13 protein-coding genes are annotated in these 16553 nt (G+C 64.5%); 4 read left to right on the top strand and 9 right to left on the bottom strand.

The window, feature by feature from the left end; translation table 11 throughout:
- Positions 1 to 197 precede the first annotated feature (197 nt).
- Positions 198 to 1508 carry a peptidoglycan DD-metalloendopeptidase family protein gene (locus BGO64_RS16305; protein ID WP_069784477.1) on the bottom strand — a complete coding sequence of 437 codons (1311 nt, stop codon included), beginning with the start codon at positions 1506 to 1508 and terminating at the stop codon, positions 198 to 200.
- A gap of 114 nt (positions 1509 to 1622) precedes the next feature.
- Here BGO64_RS16305 and tyrS point away from each other — a divergent pair, with 114 nt between their 5' ends.
- Complete coding sequence (gene tyrS, locus BGO64_RS16300) at positions 1623 to 2822, top strand: tyrosine--tRNA ligase (protein WP_039040151.1); 1200 nt, start codon at positions 1623 to 1625, stop codon at positions 2820 to 2822.
- A 78-nt stretch (positions 2823 to 2900) separates the two neighbouring features.
- Here the strand turns inward: tyrS and ygjK are convergent, their stop codons facing one another.
- The 4 genes from ygjK to BGO64_RS16280 form a co-directional block, all read right to left on the bottom strand.
- Positions 2901 to 5381, bottom strand: a complete 2481-nt coding sequence (gene ygjK / locus BGO64_RS16295; protein ID WP_286701020.1) for an alpha-glucosidase — start codon at positions 5379 to 5381, stop codon at positions 2901 to 2903.
- Positions 5382 to 5565: 184 nt separating this feature from the next.
- On the bottom strand, positions 5566 to 6378 hold the full coding sequence (locus BGO64_RS16290; RefSeq protein WP_286701019.1) for a helix-turn-helix transcriptional regulator: 813 nt from the start codon (positions 6376 to 6378) through the stop codon (positions 5566 to 5568).
- A gap of 11 nt (positions 6379 to 6389) precedes the next feature.
- Positions 6390 to 6923, bottom strand: coding sequence for a YbhB/YbcL family Raf kinase inhibitor-like protein (locus BGO64_RS16285; RefSeq protein WP_039040154.1), 534 nt, complete (start codon positions 6921 to 6923; stop codon positions 6390 to 6392).
- Positions 6924 to 7100: 177 nt separating this feature from the next.
- Positions 7101 to 8357: an adenylosuccinate synthetase gene (locus BGO64_RS16280; RefSeq protein ID WP_010673886.1), complete on the bottom strand. Its 1257-nt coding sequence runs from the start codon at positions 8355 to 8357 to the stop codon at positions 7101 to 7103.
- Positions 8358 to 8532: 175 nt separating this feature from the next.
- Between BGO64_RS16280 and BGO64_RS16275 the strand changes: the two genes are divergently transcribed.
- Positions 8533 to 9435, top strand: a complete 903-nt coding sequence (locus tag BGO64_RS16275; protein ID WP_041212603.1) for a LysR family transcriptional regulator — start codon at positions 8533 to 8535, stop codon at positions 9433 to 9435.
- Positions 9436 to 9498: 63 nt separating this feature from the next.
- Here BGO64_RS16275 and BGO64_RS16270 read toward each other — a convergent pair whose 3' ends face one another.
- Together BGO64_RS16270 and BGO64_RS16265 are read right to left on the bottom strand one after the other, a co-directional pair.
- Entirely contained in the window at positions 9499 to 10854 is a 1356-nt protein-coding gene (locus tag BGO64_RS16270) for a TAXI family TRAP transporter solute-binding subunit (protein WP_286701018.1), read from the bottom strand.
- A 148-nt stretch (positions 10855 to 11002) separates the two neighbouring features.
- Positions 11003 to 12142, bottom strand: a complete 1140-nt coding sequence (locus BGO64_RS16265; RefSeq protein WP_010673889.1) for a MalY/PatB family protein — start codon at positions 12140 to 12142, stop codon at positions 11003 to 11005.
- A 164-nt stretch (positions 12143 to 12306) separates the two neighbouring features.
- Here BGO64_RS16265 and BGO64_RS16260 point away from each other — a divergent pair, with 164 nt between their 5' ends.
- Positions 12307 to 13479, top strand: a complete 1173-nt coding sequence (locus tag BGO64_RS16260; RefSeq protein ID WP_041212605.1) for an MFS transporter — start codon at positions 12307 to 12309, stop codon at positions 13477 to 13479.
- A 71-nt stretch (positions 13480 to 13550) separates the two neighbouring features.
- Here the strand turns inward: BGO64_RS16260 and BGO64_RS16255 are convergent, their stop codons facing one another.
- Together BGO64_RS16255 and BGO64_RS16250 are read right to left on the bottom strand one after the other, a co-directional pair.
- Complete coding sequence (locus BGO64_RS16255; protein WP_049637266.1) at positions 13551 to 14435, bottom strand: LysR family transcriptional regulator; 885 nt, start codon at positions 14433 to 14435, stop codon at positions 13551 to 13553.
- 89 nt (positions 14436 to 14524) lie between these two features.
- Positions 14525 to 15280 carry a YciK family oxidoreductase gene (locus BGO64_RS16250; RefSeq protein WP_042880314.1) on the bottom strand — a complete coding sequence of 252 codons (756 nt, stop codon included), beginning with the start codon at positions 15278 to 15280 and terminating at the stop codon, positions 14525 to 14527.
- A 224-nt stretch (positions 15281 to 15504) separates the two neighbouring features.
- Here BGO64_RS16250 and sohB point away from each other — a divergent pair, with 224 nt between their 5' ends.
- A complete protein-coding gene (sohB, locus tag BGO64_RS16245; RefSeq protein ID WP_039040521.1) occupies positions 15505 to 16512 on the top strand; it encodes a protease SohB in 1008 nt (335 codons plus the stop codon).
- Positions 16513 to 16553 lie beyond the last annotated feature (41 nt).

The following is a 16553-nucleotide window of genomic DNA, read 5'->3' as shown; positions in this document are numbered from 1 at the left end:
CCGCTCTGGTACCGGACATCCAGCCTATATAGCGCTCAGTCATGACAACCCCCTTTCAATGATGCAGAGGAACGGTTCGATACCGTGTTCCGCGTTGGTCCCCGACATCAATCGGATATAAGGCCCGCTCATGACAACACCTCTTCGGTGGTGCAGAGGAACGGTCTGATACCGTGTTCCACCTTGGTCGACAGCGCTCAGCTGTCGTCGCCGTTGCCCTTGTTTCTGGCCAGTTGCAGCTCGGGGCTGTCCAGCTTGGCCAGCTGGGGCATGGCCTGGGCCTTGAAGCTGGCCAGCGCCCGCCCGCTGAGAGACTCCGCCTGGGGCAGGTTGAGGGTGCGCGGGTTCTTGTGCACGCCGCCCACCACGAATTCATAGTGCAGGTGCGGGCCTGTGACCCGGCCGGTGCCGCCGAGCAGGCCGATGGTCTGCCCCTGCTTGACTCGCTGCCCCTTGTTGACGGTGCGCTTGGAGAGGTGCAGGTACTTGGTCACGTAGTTGCCCGCGTGCTTGATGAAGACGTAGTTGCCGTTGAACTGGTTGTAGCCGGCGGCCACCACGCTGCCGCCGCCCGCCGCCATGATGGGGGTCCCCACCGGCGCCACGTAGTCGATGCCGTTGTGGGGCCGCACCTTGCCGGTGACCGGGTGAAGGCGGCGCGGATTGAAGTTGGAGCTGATGTATTTGAAGTTGACCGGCGCGCGCAGGAAGCTCTTGCGCATCGCCTTGCCGTCCGGGGTGTAGTAGTTGCCATCCTCATTCAGCACGGCGCGGTAGATGGCCCCCTGGTTGATGAACTCGGCGGCCAGGATGTCGCCGGAGGCAACCCGCTCGTCATCCTGGTATTTGTCCTGGTAGACCACCCGGAAGCTGTCCCCCGGTTGCAGGTCCTGGGCAAAGTCGATGTCCCAGCCGAAGATGGCGGCGAGATCCATGATCTGGTCTTCCGTCATGCCCGCTTCGACGGCGGCGCCCCAGAAGCTGGAGCGGATCTCCCCCTGGGCCACCTGTTCGCGGGTGTCGAGCTCGATCTTCACCGGCCTGGCCACGAAGCCGTCATCCCGGCGGTTCACCTTGAGCGCCTGCTCCAGGCTGTGGGGGTAATAGAGGCTGTGCAGCTCGCCGCCCTTGGTGAGCTTGAAGGTGAGCTCCTGACCGGGTTTGAGCAGGCGCAGGGTATCCGTGCCCTCGAGCTGGTCGATGAGGTGCAGATCCGTGGTACTGAGGCCGAGGCGCTGGAAGATGACCCCCATGTTGTCGCCGCTGCGCACCTTCACCTGTCTGGTGACATAGCGCGGTTTGGGCGGGGTGACGGGCTCGGCCCGTGCCAGCTGGGCCTCCTCGTCGACCTGCTGCTCGACGGCCAGTTCGTTGTCGTTGTCATCGACCCGGGTGGCGACTGCCTGTTCGCTCGGCCAGGCCGCCAGCATCATCACCATGATGCTCAGGATCAGCACCATCTTGCGGTGCCAGTGAGGGAGAGAGTTGAAGGCGTGCCAAAGGACCATGAGAAGCAGACAAAGTTGAACCCGGAAGAAGGTCGGAGTTTACCGCCTTTCCAATTGGCCCGCCATTCCAGTAATATGTCTGGCCCTGTGGAATCGTGATTGGAGAGTCAAAAAATGTCCCAGCTCGAGGTGGCGCTAGCCGAGATCAAGCGCGGAGCGGAAGAAATTCTGGTTGAAGAAGAACTGATCGCCAAGTTGAAGGAAGGGCGCCCCCTGCGCATCAAGCTGGGGATGGACCCGACCGCGCCGGACATCCACCTGGGTCATACCGTGATCCTCAACAAGCTGAAGACCTTCCAGGATCTGGGCCATGAAGTGATCCTGCTGATCGGTGACTTCACCGCCATGGTGGGTGACCCCTCCGGCAAGAACGCCACCCGTCCGCCGCTCTCCGAAGAGGCCATCAAGCACAACGCCCTCACCTATGCCGAGCAGGCGTTCAAGATCCTCGACCCGGCCAAGACCCGCATCGAGTACAACTCCACCTGGCTGAGTGAGCTGGGCGCGACCGGCATGATCAAGCTGGCGGCCAAGCAGACCGTGGCCCGCATGATGGAGCGCGACGACTTCAAGAAGCGCTACAGCAACGGCCAGTCCATCGCCATTCACGAATTCCTCTATCCGCTGCTGCAAGGCTATGACTCGGTCGCGCTCAAGGCGGACGTCGAGCTCGGCGGTACCGATCAGAAGTTCAACCTGCTGATGGGTCGCGAGCTGCAAAAAGATGCCGGCATGGCGACCCAGTGCGTGCTGATGATGCCGCTCTTGGTGGGCCTGGACGGTGTCAAGAAGATGTCCAAGTCCGCTGCCAACTACATCGGCGTACACGACGCCCCGGGGGAGATGTTCGGCAAGATCATGTCCATCACCGACGATCTGATGTGGAACTACTACGAGCTGCTCTCCTTCCGTCCGCTGGCTGAAATCGAAGAGTTCAAGGCAGGCATTGCTGCCGGCACCCTCAACCCGCGTGACGTGAAGATCTGGCTGGCCAAGGAGATCATCGCCCGTTATCACGACGAGGCGGCGGCCGAAGCGGCCCACGAAGACTTCACCCAGCGCTTCTCCAAGAACGCCATTCCGGACGACATGCCGGAAGTCGAGCTGGCACTGGAAGGCGAAGGGCTGGCCATCGCCAACCTGCTCAAAGACGCCGATCTGGTGGCCACCACCTCCGAAGCGCTGCGGATGATCAAGCAGGGCGCGGTCAAGGTGGATGGCGAGAAGCTGGACGATGGCAAGGCACTCATCGGTGCCGGTACCGCCGTCTACCAGGTCGGCAAGCGCAAGTTTGCCCGGGTGACCGTGAAGTAAGTCGCCACCTGTGGCGCTGCCATAAGAAAGGCCTCCCTTGCGGAGGCCTTTTTGTTGGCTCATTGCTGCAAAGAGGGATCAGCCCTCGGTTTTCAGGAAGTTGCGATAGAGCATGTAGAGGTGGGCCGAGCTCCAGCTGAAGTTGCTGGCCCCCTGCATGGCACCGGTCTCCGGGTTGTAGTTCTCGCGGATGGGGCCGCTGCCCGCCAGCCCCTCGGCATTGCTAAACAGCTTGTTGACGAGCTGTTGGGCATCGCTGCGATAGCCGTAGTTCTCCAGCCCCTTCACCCCGAAGTAGAACTGATCCAGCCAGACCCGACCGCGCCAGTAGATGTCGGGGTCATAGGCCGGGTTGGTCAGTGCCGCCGTGCCGAGCGGCACCTTGGTGTTGAACTCCTGGGCATTGAGCATCACCTCGCGCACCCGCGCCGCCTTCTCTTTGTCTGCCACCTCGGCCCAGAGCGGGCTCCACCCTTCCGGGCCGCGGCCGCGGGCTGTCAACAGCTTGCCGACGCAGCCGTTGGCGTCGGGCAGATCCCCCTGGGCTATCTGGCGGTCGTAATAGAAGCCGGAGGCCTCATCGAACAGGCAGCTGTTGATGTAATCGGCCAGCTGGGTCGCCCCTTCGCGGTAGCGGCTCGCCTCGTCCGGCTTGCCGAGCAGCTCGGCCATGTCGGCCAGGATGCGCTTCTCCTTGGCGAGGAAGGCGTTGAGCTCCACCGACTCCTGATCGATGGAGAAGCCGATGAGGTTGCCGTCGTCCTGATGGTTTTCAAAGAAGAAGACGTTCCAGTCCTGGCGCGCCTTGGCCATGTCGCCGCCATAGGTCTTGTCGGCATAGCGCTTGAGCTGATCCGGCTCGATAAAGCCGAAGCGGGCGGCGTTGTCCATGCCGGACTCCCAGCCGGCACCGTGCTGGGCGCCGATATCCATGTCGGCGTAGCCGCCAACGCTCAATACCTGCTGATAGAGCGCCATGCCGGCGCAGCCATACCAGCCATCTCCCTCATTGGTACAGCTCGACAGATCCAGCCCGACCGGTGCCCCCGTCGGGTACTGCACCTTGAAGGTGATGTTGCCGAACTCGTCGTTGTGCTCGACGTGGCGGGTGGCGCCATATTCGATGATGCCGTTGCGGTTGTTGTCCCGCGCCCGATACCACCAGTCGTGATAGGCCTGGATCTTCGGGTACATCTCGGCGATGAAGGCCTTGTCCTGGGTGGCGCTGTAGATCTCCCAGATGGCCCAGGCGGAGAGGGGCGGCTTGGTGTCCCGCTCGTTCCAGTTGCCGCCGTCGCCACCCCGATCGGCGAGCTTGTTGTAGAAGACGGCGTCGATCACCATGCCGGCATCCTGCGGCCGAACCGGGTCATCGGCCTGGATCTGGTAGTCATACATGGCGCGCACGTTGTTCTTGGCTACCTCGGGGTTGAAGTGGGCCATGGCGTAAGCGTGCTTCCAGCTGTCCCAGGCCCAGACCCCGTCGAACCAGCGGGCGGTGTTGGAGGGGGTCACCCCGTCGTGCAGGATGGCACCGGCCGGCGAGCGCCAGTTGCCGTTGAGGGTCTCCATCGCCTTGACCGCGATGCGCCGCTCCGATTCCGGGATCCCCTGATTGGAGAGGCCGCGCGCCAGGTAATCCTCCCAGCGACGGATGGCGTCGTCGAAATGGCTGGCGGGGTCGGCCAGCAGGTCCTGGCGGCTCTGCTCGAAGCGGCTCGCGTCAGCACTGCTGTGGACATAGCTCTGCAGGGTGTAGATATCCTGCTGGCCCTTGGCGGCCAGGGTGAGGCTGGCCTCGCTCACGTAGCCGAGCCCCTGCTCGTCGAGGGTGGTGCTACTCGGCAGGGTGCGATCGATGCGGTAGCTGGCGCTGCCGCTTTGCATGATGTTCCAGGTGCTGCGCAGTTTGCCGAACTGGAATGCCACGCCGCGCTCGGTCTGGCTGATGGTGCGGGTCCAGGCGGGGTACTGCTCGGCGACCGTCTTGTTGGCATCCCACTGCTTGAGCAGCTCCCCCTGCCAGTTGAGCTTGAGGGTGAGGGGGGCGTCAGTGTGGTTGATGAGGCGGGTGCGAACCAGCGCAGTGCGGGCATCGCCGTAGCGCAGCTCCAGCTCCAGGGTGAAGGGGTCGAATTCGAAGCGCTGCACCAGCGCCCCCGGGATGGCATACAGCGCCTGCTTGCTGGCGCTGGTGAGCGGGAAGGCGCGGCCGCTCTCGTCGCTCAGGGTCAGCTTGTCCAATTCGCTTGCGAAGAACAGGCTGTACTCCTCGGCGATGACCATGGGACCGGTAAAGCCGCCCCATTCGCTGTCGCTGGCGGGCAGCAGGAAGCCGTGCCAGGCGCCGAGATCGAGCAGCGGGTTGTATTTGAGGTTGGCGTAGCTGTCAAAGTCACGGAACTGGAGCGGGGTGCCGCTGCGGTCGATCACGTTCTGATACTGGTTCGCCAGGGTGGCGCTGGGGGCGGCCGGGCTGCTGGAGTCATTGCCGTTGCAGGCAGTGAGGCCGAACAGGGCGACGCTCAGGGTGATGGAAAGTAAATTTTTACGAAACATCTCTCGCTCCAATGACAGTTTTTGTAGATTAAGGAAGGTATTTTTTAGTGATTCTTTTAGTGAAAGCGTTTGCGAGAGCCATTGTAGGGCGATTTTGGCGGGATTATTGGCGCTGTGTCACAGTGCAGGAGGGGCGAGTGTGAGCCGGATCACCCGGTTACACGAGGTTACATAGTCTTGTATTTTAGTAATTATTTACTTTCGTGGTGGCAGTCAGCGAGAGAGAGGAGGGGCAGGTACGCAGGTATTGGTGGGGGGTCAGGCCGAACTCCTCCTTGAAGCGCGCGGCAAAGCGGCTGGGGGAGTCGTAGCCACAGGCGAGGGCGGTTTGAAGCGGCGTGAGCCCCTGTTGCAGCAGGGTGAGGGCGTGCCCCAGGCGTACCTGGGTCAGCACCTGGCGAAAGCTGCGCCCCTCGGCGGCCAGCTTGCGGACCAGGGAGGCGCGGCTCATGGCGAAGTGGGTCGCTACCGTCTCCAGCCGGTGATCGAGACCAGGCTCCACGCTGAGGTAACGGGCCAGCCGTTCCCCCAGGGTCATGGTGGTGGCAGGAAAGAGCAGGCCAAGGCCCCCCGCTTCCCTGAGCTCGCCATAAAACCCTTGCAGCAGCTGGGTCTGGGCCGTCTCGCAGAGCTGCCGCTGCGCCATGGTGGTGACGAGATCGAAGCAGAAGGCGAGGGCCGACGTCACCCTGATGGCCGGTGGCTTGAGGAGATCGAGGGTGCTCTCTGCCAGCCACTCGGCCGGTGGCGGGGCCAGCAGGGTGAGCGCCTGGGAGCGAAACGTGCCCTGCTCCGGCTGGTTGACGAAGGTGAGCCGGTGACCCGCCGGGATCAGCAGCCAGCTCTCCTTGTCAAAGGAGAGGCGCTGCTCCCGCCACCACAGCTGCTTGCGGCCCTGCTGCACCCAGATGAGGGTCGGCGCGTAGATGAGCACCCGGCGCAGGGGCTGCTGGCGGATCCCGAAGTAGTGATTCAGTTGCAGCAGGGGCGTGCTCATCGGGCGGGCTCCTAGGGGGTGGTGAAGGTGGCGGTCAGGGTGGCCTTGCCAAGGGCCAGGCTGTTGAGCATGTAGCCTACCATGGCGGGCGGGGTGTTGGCCTTCACCTCCAGCGCCTTGGGCAGGGCCCAGACGGTGAACTGGTAGCGGTGCATGCCGTGACCGGCGGGCGGGCAGGGGCCGCCATAACCCTGGGTACCGTAGTCGGTGCCAAGCTCCAGCCCCTGCTTGATCTTGCCGGAGGCATTGCTCGGCAGCTCGCTCTGGCTGGCCGGCAGGTTCACCACCAGCCAGTGCCACCAGCCGCTGCCGGTGGGGGCGTCCGGGTCATAGGCGGTGATGGCGACGCTCTGGGTGCCGGCGGGCAGGCTCTGCCAGCTCAACTGGGGGGAGCGGTTCTCGCCGCTGCAACCAAAGCCGTTGAAGCTGAAGACCTTGTCCATGGGTTCACCCTCGCGGATGTCGGTACTCTTGAGGGTCATGGCGCCGGCGGGCAGGGCCGCGAGGCAGAGCAGGGGCAGCAGCGGGATAATGGGGGATCTCATGATGGGCACTCCTTTGTGTGAATATGGCATTCACTCTAAGGGGGCTGGCTCAAAACAGAGTGCCCGTATGGCTCAAATTATGCCATGGAGGTGGCTTTTGTGAGCTGTTCGGGGCTTTTGAGGGGCATAAAAAAACCGGCATCCTGGGATGCCGGTTTTTGGGAGAGGCGAGGGGCCTTAGCGCAGGATCATCTCGTCACGGCCCGGGCCGACGGAGACCATGGGCACCGGCACGCCCAGCAGGGCTTCGATGCGCAGCACATAGTCCTGGGCTGCCTTGGGCAGCTCGGCGAAGGTGCGGCAGCCGCTGATGTCTTCGCTCCAGCTCTCCATCTTCTCGTAGACGGGGGTGAGGGCGGCGGTCTGCGGCCAGATCGGGTTCTCGGTGTGAGCACCTTCGTAGGCCACGCAGATCTTCAGATCCGGCAGACCGGTCAGGCAGTCCAGCTTGGTCAGGGCCACTTCGGTGGCAGCCTGCAGCTCGACGCCGTTCTTGGTGGCGACGGCATCGAAGTAACCCACGTCACGGGGACGGCCGGTGGTGGCGCCGAACTCGTTGGTGATCTTGCGGAACTCGTCCTGGTTCTCCATGGCGGTCAGCAGGGTGCCGGTACCGACGGAGGAGCTGAAGGCCTTGGCCACGGCGATGACGCGCTCCGGGCGCAGGCCCGGCAAACCGCCACCGATGCCGGCGTAGGCGCCGGAAACGTGGGAGGAGGTGACCCAGGGGTATTCGCCGTAGATGAGATCACGGCCGGCACCCAGCTGGGCTTCGAACAGCAGGGTCTTGCCTTCGGCTTGCAGTGCCTTGAGGGGCATGCTGACGTTGCAGACGGCGTCCAGCCAGGGAGCGGACACTTCCAGCAGCCAGTCGGCCATCTCCTGGGCGGTCTGGGTGAATTCGAAGTCCGGATAGAGAGCCTTCATCTGCGGCAGTTTCCAGTCCAGCATGAACTGGATGCGCTCGACCAGCACGTCCGGCTGTTTCAGCCAGCCCACCAGGATCGCCTTTTTCATGACCCGATCACCGTAAGCCGGGGCGATGCCCTGACGGGTGGAGCCGTAGGCGCCGTCACCCAGGCGTTGCTCTTCCAGGGTGTCTTCCAGCGCGTGCAGCGGCAGGCAGAGGGTGGCACGGTCAGAGATGGCGAGCTTGGGAATGACGCCGGAGGCCTTGACCTCTTCCAGCTCGACGGTGAGCTTCTCGGGGCTGATCACCATGCCGGGGCCCAGCACGACCAGGCAATCCGGGTTGAAGACGCCGCTCGGCACCTGGTGCAGCTTGAAGGTGCCCAGATCGTTGACCACGGTGTGGCCGGCGTTGTTGCCGCCCTGGAAACGAATACTGGCGCCAGCCTGGCCTGCCAGATAATCGACGATGCGGCCTTTGCCTTCATCACCCCAGTTAGCACCTACGACTACGATAGACGACATGACTCTTTCTCCTAAGACGTTAGGCGTCCATCCTAGGAGCCCCGTGAGGATTAGAAAAATTAATTATCTTTATAATTCCGATAAGGAAGCCATATAATTCCGGTGCCATTATCGACACCGCGCTCCCTTGTGTGATGCCCGTGCCCTGCCATCGACCCGGGAGAAGAGGAACCCCATGCTGGACATTCACTGGCTGCACACCTTCGTCACCCTGGCCCGGTTGCAGCACTTCGGCCAGACAGCCACCGAACTGCACATGACGCAACCCAATGTGAGCCTGCACCTCAAGAACCTGGAGCAGGCGACCCGGGTCAAGCTGGTGGAGCGCAGCCCGTTTCGCCTGACCCAGGCGGGGGAGCGGCTGCTGCAAAGCGCCGAGCGCGCCATCAACGAGTTGCAGCTCTGCCAGTCCGATCTCAATGCCCTGAGCCAGTTGAGCCAGGGGACGCTCGCCATCGCCGCCAGCGACATCATCTCGCGCCTGCTGCTCATCCAGCCGTTCCAGCGCTTCAAGCAGGCCTTCCCCGGCATCGACCTCACCCTGTTCAACACCACCTCGGATCAGGCGGCGGATCTGGTGCGGGCGGGCAAGGCGGATCTGGGCTTCGTGATGGCACAAAAGCGCAGCGAGCCGCTCTTCTACACCGAGTTGCAGCAGGTGACCTGGTGTGCCCTGGGGCACGGCCTGGCCCGCTGGCAGGCGCGGGCCAGCTCAGGAGAGAGCGATCCTCTGGACGAGCCGACCCTGATCCTGCTGGGGCACGACACCCGGACCCGGGCATTGATCGACCCCTCCCTGCCCCTGCTCGGTCTGCCGAGCTGCCGCATCATGGAGGTGGGGAGTGTGGATGCCCAGCTCGACTGGGCCGAGGCGGGCTTTGGCGTCGCCATCGTGCCGGATTTCTCCCTGCACCCCAGGCTCAAGCTGACCGCCCCGGTGACCCGGCTCACCGATTTTCCCGGTACCAGCCTGGGGTACGTGGTGCGCCAGAACCAGGTGCTGTCGCGGGCCATCAAGCAGCTGCTGCACTGGGTGGAGGAGGAGATCCAGAATCCGGCGCTGCTGCTGGCGCCGTGACAGGCCAGGCGCCCGTTCCCGATAACCAAGAGGCCACCCCTGGGGTGGCCTCTTGGTTGGTGTTCATTGCCCGGCGGGGGCTGTGGTCCCCACCGCGTGGCTGGGCGGGCTGGCCGGCATGGCCTGCGGTGATGGCGCCTCCAGTGGCGTTGCCGACGAGGCGGGCGCCTCAGGCGGGGTCAGGGGATGGCCTGGTGCCAGGGTTGCGCTGCCCGGTGTGGGCGGCTCGGTCAGGGCCGGGGCCTGGTTGGTGGAGGCCGCCCCCGAACTGGTTGAGAGGGTCGCGGCGGCCGGCTGCTCCGGCAAGGTGTCGGACCCCTCCAGTGGCGCGGTGCCTTCCTGGGGGCCTGCCCCATCGGTCGGTGTGGCCGCGCTGCTCGCCGGGGGCAAGGTTGGCAGGGCACCCGAGGTCGCCACGGCACCGGATGCCGTGAGGGTGTCCGCAGGGAGGGTGGGCACGGCATCCAGCATGCCGGGATGGAGCAGGGCGATGCTGCCCGCCTGCATGCCTTCCCAGGTGAGGGTGGTCAGTGCCGGATGCAGCCGGGTGAACTGCTTGAGCCGCTCGTTCAGCACGTCCCGCAGGGTGCGCACCTCGCTCTCGGGCAGGCTGGCCAGCGCCACCAGTTCGGCGGTGACGGCGAAGGTATTGACGCCGCTTGTCTGCCCCGGATAGAGGTTGGCGCCGATGCGGCTGCGATCGTAGTAGGGGTGCTGCTTGAGCAGCTTGTCCACCTGTTCCCCCTCGATGGGAATGAGGCGGGCCTGACAGCGGCCGGTGAGATCGCCGATGGCCTGATTGGGGTGACCGGCGACCACGAAGGCGGCATCCAGGGTGCCGTCACAGAGCCCCTCCAGCCGGTTGCCCGGGGAGATCACTGGCGGGCGGCTGAAGTCGGCGACCCGCCACCCCATGGCATCGAGCAGGGCCCGGCTGGTGACCCTGTCCCCGGAGTTGGGGGCGCCGACATCGACCCGCTTGCCCTTGATGTCGGCCAGGGTGGTGATGTTGCTGGTGGCGCTGGCAATCAGGGTCAGGGACTCCTTGTGGAGCCGCAAGAGGCTGCGCAGCTGATCGTCCGGGGCCTGGCCCGCGAAGGGGCCGGTGCCGTGCACCGCATGGTAGAGCACATCCGACTGCATCAGGGCGAGCTGTACCTCCCCCTTGGCGAGGGCCGCCAGATTGGCGATGGAGCCCGAGGTACTCTGCACCGTGCAGTGCAGGCCGTGGCGGGCACTCTCCTCGTTGAGCAGGCGGCAGATGGCCCCCCCTGTGGGGTAGTAGACGCCGTTGAGGGCTCCCGTACCGATGGTGACATAGGCGGGAGAGGCGAAGAGGGAGGGCGCCAGCACGGCCGCAAGCCAGGGCAGGGCGGTACGTGACAGACGCAACAGGGCAGAGAAGGCGAATGGGCGCATAGTGGACCGAAACCGTGGCTGAACATGAGGAGGAGGCGGGCTCATCCGGTGATGAGCCTCATCTTATCCGTATCAGACGGGAAGCTGAACGGATTTTACCGCTTTCGCGCGCACCGGGCGGCCTGGGGCCGCCGCCCGGGACGGTTCGCTAGCGGGTCTGGAGAATGGCTTTCTCCATGCGGGCCAGGGCCTCGGTGAGACGGGCCCGGGTGCAACCAAAGTTGAGCCGCACGAACTGGCCGTTGCCGAACTGGGCACCGGGGGAGAGACCCACGCCCGCCTGTTCGAAGAAGGCGACGGGATCGTCCAGGCCCAGGGCGCTCATGTCGATCCAGGCGAGGTAGGTGGCCTGGTTGCGGGCCAGCTTGACGCCGGGCCAGCGGGCCACGGCCTGCTCGATCAGGGCCAGGTTGCCGGCCAGGTAGTCGAGCTGTTCATTCAGCCATTGCTCGCCCCCCTCATAGGCCGCCTCGGCCGCCACGAACCCCAGCAGATTGACGTCGGCGCTGATGCCGCGCATCGCCTGTTGCAGCTTGAGCCGCAGGCGGGCATTGGGGATCACGGCGAAGGAGCAGCACAGTCCCGCGATGTTGAAGGTCTTGCTCGGCGCCATCATGACGGCGGAGCGCTCGGCCGCCTCCGGGCTCAGGGCACCATAGGGGATGTGGCGGGCATCCTTGTCCAGCAGCAGGTCGCAGTGGATTTCGTCGGAGCAGATCACCAGGTTGTGGCGCTCGGCGATGGCGTCGATGGCCAGCAGCTCTTCCCGGGTGAAGACGGTGCCGCCCGGGTTGTGGGGGTTGCACAGCAGCAGCAGATCCGCCGAGGGGGCCTGACGCTCAAGCTCTTCGAGATCCAGCACCCAGCGACCTTCTTCCTCCACCACGGGGACGGTGAGCAGGGGGCGGTCATTGAAGCCCGGTGCCTGCAGGAAGGGGTAGTAGACCGGCTTGGGGGTGATGATGCCGCGCCCGTGCTGGCTCCAGGCCTTGCAGGCGAGATTGAGGCCCGGCACCACCCCGGGCAGGAAGACGAGCCATTCGGGCTGGATGGTCCAGCCATAGCGGCTGGCCAGACGCGATACGATGAGTTCGATGAGCCGGGGAGAGGGGCGCGAATAGCCGAAGATGCCGTGGGCGACCCGTTTGGTGAGGGCCTCCAGTACGGCGGGGGGAGATACGAAGTCGGTGTCTGCGACCCACATGGGCAGGACATCCTGACCCTTGTATTTGTCCCATTTCAGGCTCATGGTACCGCTGCGATCTATTTCCCGGTCAAAATCAAACATGTTAAATCCTTGTACTGGCGCTGGATGGGCTTCCAATGTACGGACTTGGACGCCCCCCCGCAACCCTTGAGGTGGCTGTTGATAATGGCATAAAATAGCCGCCGCCATACGCCAAGCCCGCCCGCATCTGGCTCCTTTTTTTCTTCCATATCAATGGTATCTCTATGAGTTTGCTGTCTGCTGCCCGCAAGAGGCCGGATCCCGTCTCTCTCTCGTTTCTCGCCGTGACCTTCATGACCGGGGTGGCGGTGGCGCTGCAGGTGCCGACCTTGAGCCTGTTTTTGGCCGAGGAGGTGCAGGTGCGCCCCTTCCTGGTGGGGCTCTTCTACACGGTGAATGCGGTGATCGGCATCCTCATCAGCCAGTGGCTCGGCCACCGCTCCGACAACAAGGGGGATCGCAAGCAGCTGATCCTGCGCTGCTGCTTCGCCGGCATCGTGCTCTCCCTGCTGTTTGCCTGGAACCGGCAGTACTGGTTGCTGGTGAGCCTGGGGGTGCTGCTGGCGAGCCTGACCGCCACCGCCAGCCCGCAGCTGTTCGCCCTGGCGCGGGAATACGCCGACAGCCGCAACAAACAGGCCGACATGTTCAGCTCGGTGCTGCGGGCCCAGTTCTCCCTGGCCTGGGTGATCGGGCCGCCCATCGCCTTCGCGCTCGCCATCGGCTACGGCTTCAAGGTGATGTATCTGGCCTCGGCGCTGGCCTATGTCATCTGCGCCTTCGTGGTGTGGCGCTGGCTTCCCTCCCTGCCGCTGCCGGTGATGGACAGCGAGGTGGAACGGGTGAGCAGCTGGCGGGATCCGTCGGTGCGGGCGCTCTTCATCGCCTCCACCCTGATGTGGACCTGCAACAGCATGTACCTCATCAACATGCCCCTCTACATCACCCGTGAGCTGGGGCTGGAGGAGAAGCTGGCCGGTTTGCTGATGGGCACGGCGGCGGCCCTGGAGATCCCCTTCATGCTGCTGGCGGGCTACTACACCCGGCGCTTTGGCAAGCGGCCCATGATGCTGCTGGCGGTGCTGGCCGGGGTCGGTTTCTATGGCGGTCTCGTGACCCTGTCGAGCCAGCATGCCCTCATTGCGCTGCAACTGCTCAATGCCATCTTCATCGGCATCGTGGCCGGCATTGGCATGTCCTATTTCCAGGACCTGATGCCGGGGCGCGCCGGGGTGGCGACCACGCTCTTTTCCAACAGCATCCGCACCGGCTCCATCATGGCGGGGGCCATCGCGGGGACGGTGGCGGAGCTCTGGAGCTTCCACGGGGTCTTCATGGTGGCGGCAGCCCTGGCGCTGATGGCGCTGGCCGCCTGCTGGCGGGTCCCCAACGTATAGGGGATGCGAAAGGGAGCTGATGCCCGGATGTGCCGGCACCAGTGCCCCGGTCGTGCGGGGAAGAAGCGGCCTTACCTGGGGTTGTCTCCCTGGTATTCGATGCGCAGGCAGCGCAGCAGCAGCTCGGCCGCCGGCCCCAGCGCCTCCACCGAGGGGGTGAGCAGGTAGGTGTAGAGATAGCGCTCGCTGCCGCCGGTGAGATCGAGCTGCACCAGCGAGCCCTCGGCGAGCTCCTCCTGCACCAGGTGGCGGGGCACCCAGGCGTAACCCATGCCAAGGCGCACCATGTTGAGCACCTCATGATAGTGGGTCGCCTTCCAGCCGGTGTCGTCCGCATCGTTCCAGTCCACCGAGCGGTGGATGGGGGGATGCAGGCTTATCTGGTTGTGGCTGGCCAGCACCTCGGCGGTGATGGGCTCTCCCTGCTCCGCAAGGGGGTGGCCCGCTGCGCACAGAGGAAGCAGACAGACTTCGTCCAGCGGCAGGCCGGTGCGATCCTGGGGCAGGTGCTCGGAGAGCATCAGATCTCCCGCCTGCAGCGCATTGAAGTGGCAGTGGATCCGCTCGTGCAGGTTGATGCGGCAACCGCGGCTGCGGGGGTAGAAGTGGGCCAGCGCCCGGTAGAGGCGCTCCCGCGGCTGCACCACGGACACATAGAGGTTGATCTGCGGCTCCCACTGCCGCTCCAGGTTGTTGGCCAGGTTCTCCAGCTCTTCCACCTGCTGGCTGAGCTGGCGCGCCCGCTTGAGGAAGATCTCCCCCGCCGGCGTCAGCACCGCCTTGCGTCCCCGCACCTCCAGCAGGGCCACCCCCAGACTCTGTTGCAGCTTGGCAACCGCATGATTGAGGGAGGATTGGCTCTTGTTCAGCGCCTCGGCAGCCTGGGCATAACCGCCGCAGTCCACCACCGCCTGAAAGATCCGCCATTGCTCAAACGTGCTCTTGGGACGAAACATAGTGCAACCTGTCTGGGGCCGATGGGATTCAACAGGGCGCGCCTTGGCACCCCCTCTTCACTGTAATCCCATCCGGTTGATTTGTTGATTTATTTGGGCTGGGCCACGAAGGTCTTGCCGCTCTGGCCCTGACTGTCACGCCCCATCAGGTAGAGATAGAGGGGCATCAGATCGGCCGGGGTCTTGAGGGTTTGCGGATCTTCCGCCGGGAAGGCGCTGGCCCGCATCCTGGTGCGGGTGCCGCCCGGGTTCAGGGTGTTGACCCGCACCCTGGTGTTCTCCAGCTCGTCCGCCAGCACCTCCATCATCCCCTCGATGGCGAACTTGGAAATGGCATAGGTGCCCCAGTAGGCGCGCCCCTTGCGGCCCACGCTGGAGGAGGTGTAGACGATGGACGCCTCGCCGTGCTCCTTGGCGGTCTGGCGAATGAGGGGCAGCAGCGCCTGGGTCAGCAGGAATTCGGATTTGACGTTGACCTGCATCACCTCGTCCCACTCCTGCTCCTGAATGTGTTCGAACGGCGACAGGGTGCCGAGCAGCCCGGCGTTGAACAGCACGCCGTCGAGGCGGCCGAACTGCTGGGCGAAGGTCTCCGCCATGCCGCGGTAGTGGGCGGCAGTAGCCCCTTTCAAGTCCACTGGCACGATGGCGGGCAGGGGGTGACCGGCCGCTTCAATCTGGTCGTAGACCGCCTCCAGCTTGGCACTGGTACGCCCGAGCAGGATCACGGTGGCACCGTGGGCCGCATAGGTGAGGGCCGCTTCGCGGCCGATGCCGTCACCGGCACCCGTCACCAGAATGACCTTGTCCTTGAGCAGATCACGGGGGGCCTGATAGTCGAGCATGTGGACTCCTGTTAACAATGCCTGGCGGCTTGGCGCAACGAATCGAGTGGGCAAGTGTACTGATCCGGCCCGGCAGTTGACCAGTATGAGACGGCAAAAATGTGAATAAAACAGGGCGATAGCATCGATCCCTCCGCCCTTGGCACGGGGGGTGGCAGAGTTTTTGCGCGAGGGGGGCAAACTCCTTACTATGTGAAAAAACCGGACATTGAGCGGAGCATCAAGTGGCATTTTTGACCGAATACGGCCTGTTTCTGGCCAAGACCCTCACCTTCCTGCTGGCCATCGGCGCCGTCATCCTGATGGTGGCGAGCAGCCGCCAGCCCAAATCCCGCAAGGGGGAACTGGTGGTGACCGATCTCTCCGGCGAGCTGGAGCAGGGGCGCCATCAACTGCAGGCAGCCCTGGCGGGCAAGGCCGAGCGCAAGCAGATGGAGAAGACCCGCAAGGCCGAGCACAAGGCCAAAGCCAAGGGGGAGGATGAGCGCAGCCGGCTGTTCGTCATCGACTTCAACGGCAGCATGGATGCCAAGGAAGTGGCCTCCCTGCGGGAAGAGGTGAGTGCCGTGATCGGCGTGGCCCGGCCCGGGGACGAGGTGCTGCTGCGCCTCGAATCCGGCGGCGGCGTGGTGCACGGCTACGGCCTGGCCGCCTCCCAGTTGCAGCGGCTGCGGGACAAGGACATCACGCTGACCGTGGCCATCGACAAGGTGGCGGCGAGCGGTGGCTACATGATGGCCTGCGTCGCGGACAAGATCCTGGCGGCGCCGTTCGCCATCGTCGGATCCATCGGTGTCATTGCCCAGATGCCGAACTTCAACAAGCTGCTCAAGAAGCACGACATCGAATTCGAGATGCACACCGCAGGCCAGTACAAGCGCACCATCACCATGTTCGGCGAGAACGACGATCTGGGGCGGGAGAAGTTTCGCGAGGAGCTGGGGGCCATCCACGAACAGTTCAAGGCCTTCGTGGCCGAGCACAGACCCGGTCTCGACATCGACAAGGTGACCACCGGCGAGCATTGGCTGGCGAGCCAGGCCAAGCAGCTCGGACTGGTGGATGCGCTTTGCACCAGCGATGACTACCTGCTGGCCCAGGCCAGCCATCACAAGGTGGTCGGCATCCGCTACAGCAAACCCAGGAGCCTGACCCAGAAGCTTGGCAAGCAGGCGGCACTGGGGCTGGAGGCCGGCCTTGGCCGGCTGTGGCAGCAGAGCCCCTGGCGCTGAGGCGTCTTGTTGAATGAAAAAAGAGAGCCGGGCATTGCCCG

The organism is Aeromonas sp. 62-46, from assembly GCF_001898585.1.
Classification (GTDB): Bacteria; Pseudomonadota; Gammaproteobacteria; order Enterobacterales; family Aeromonadaceae; genus Aeromonas; species Aeromonas caviae.
This window is presented reverse-complemented; position numbering and strand designations above follow the sequence as displayed.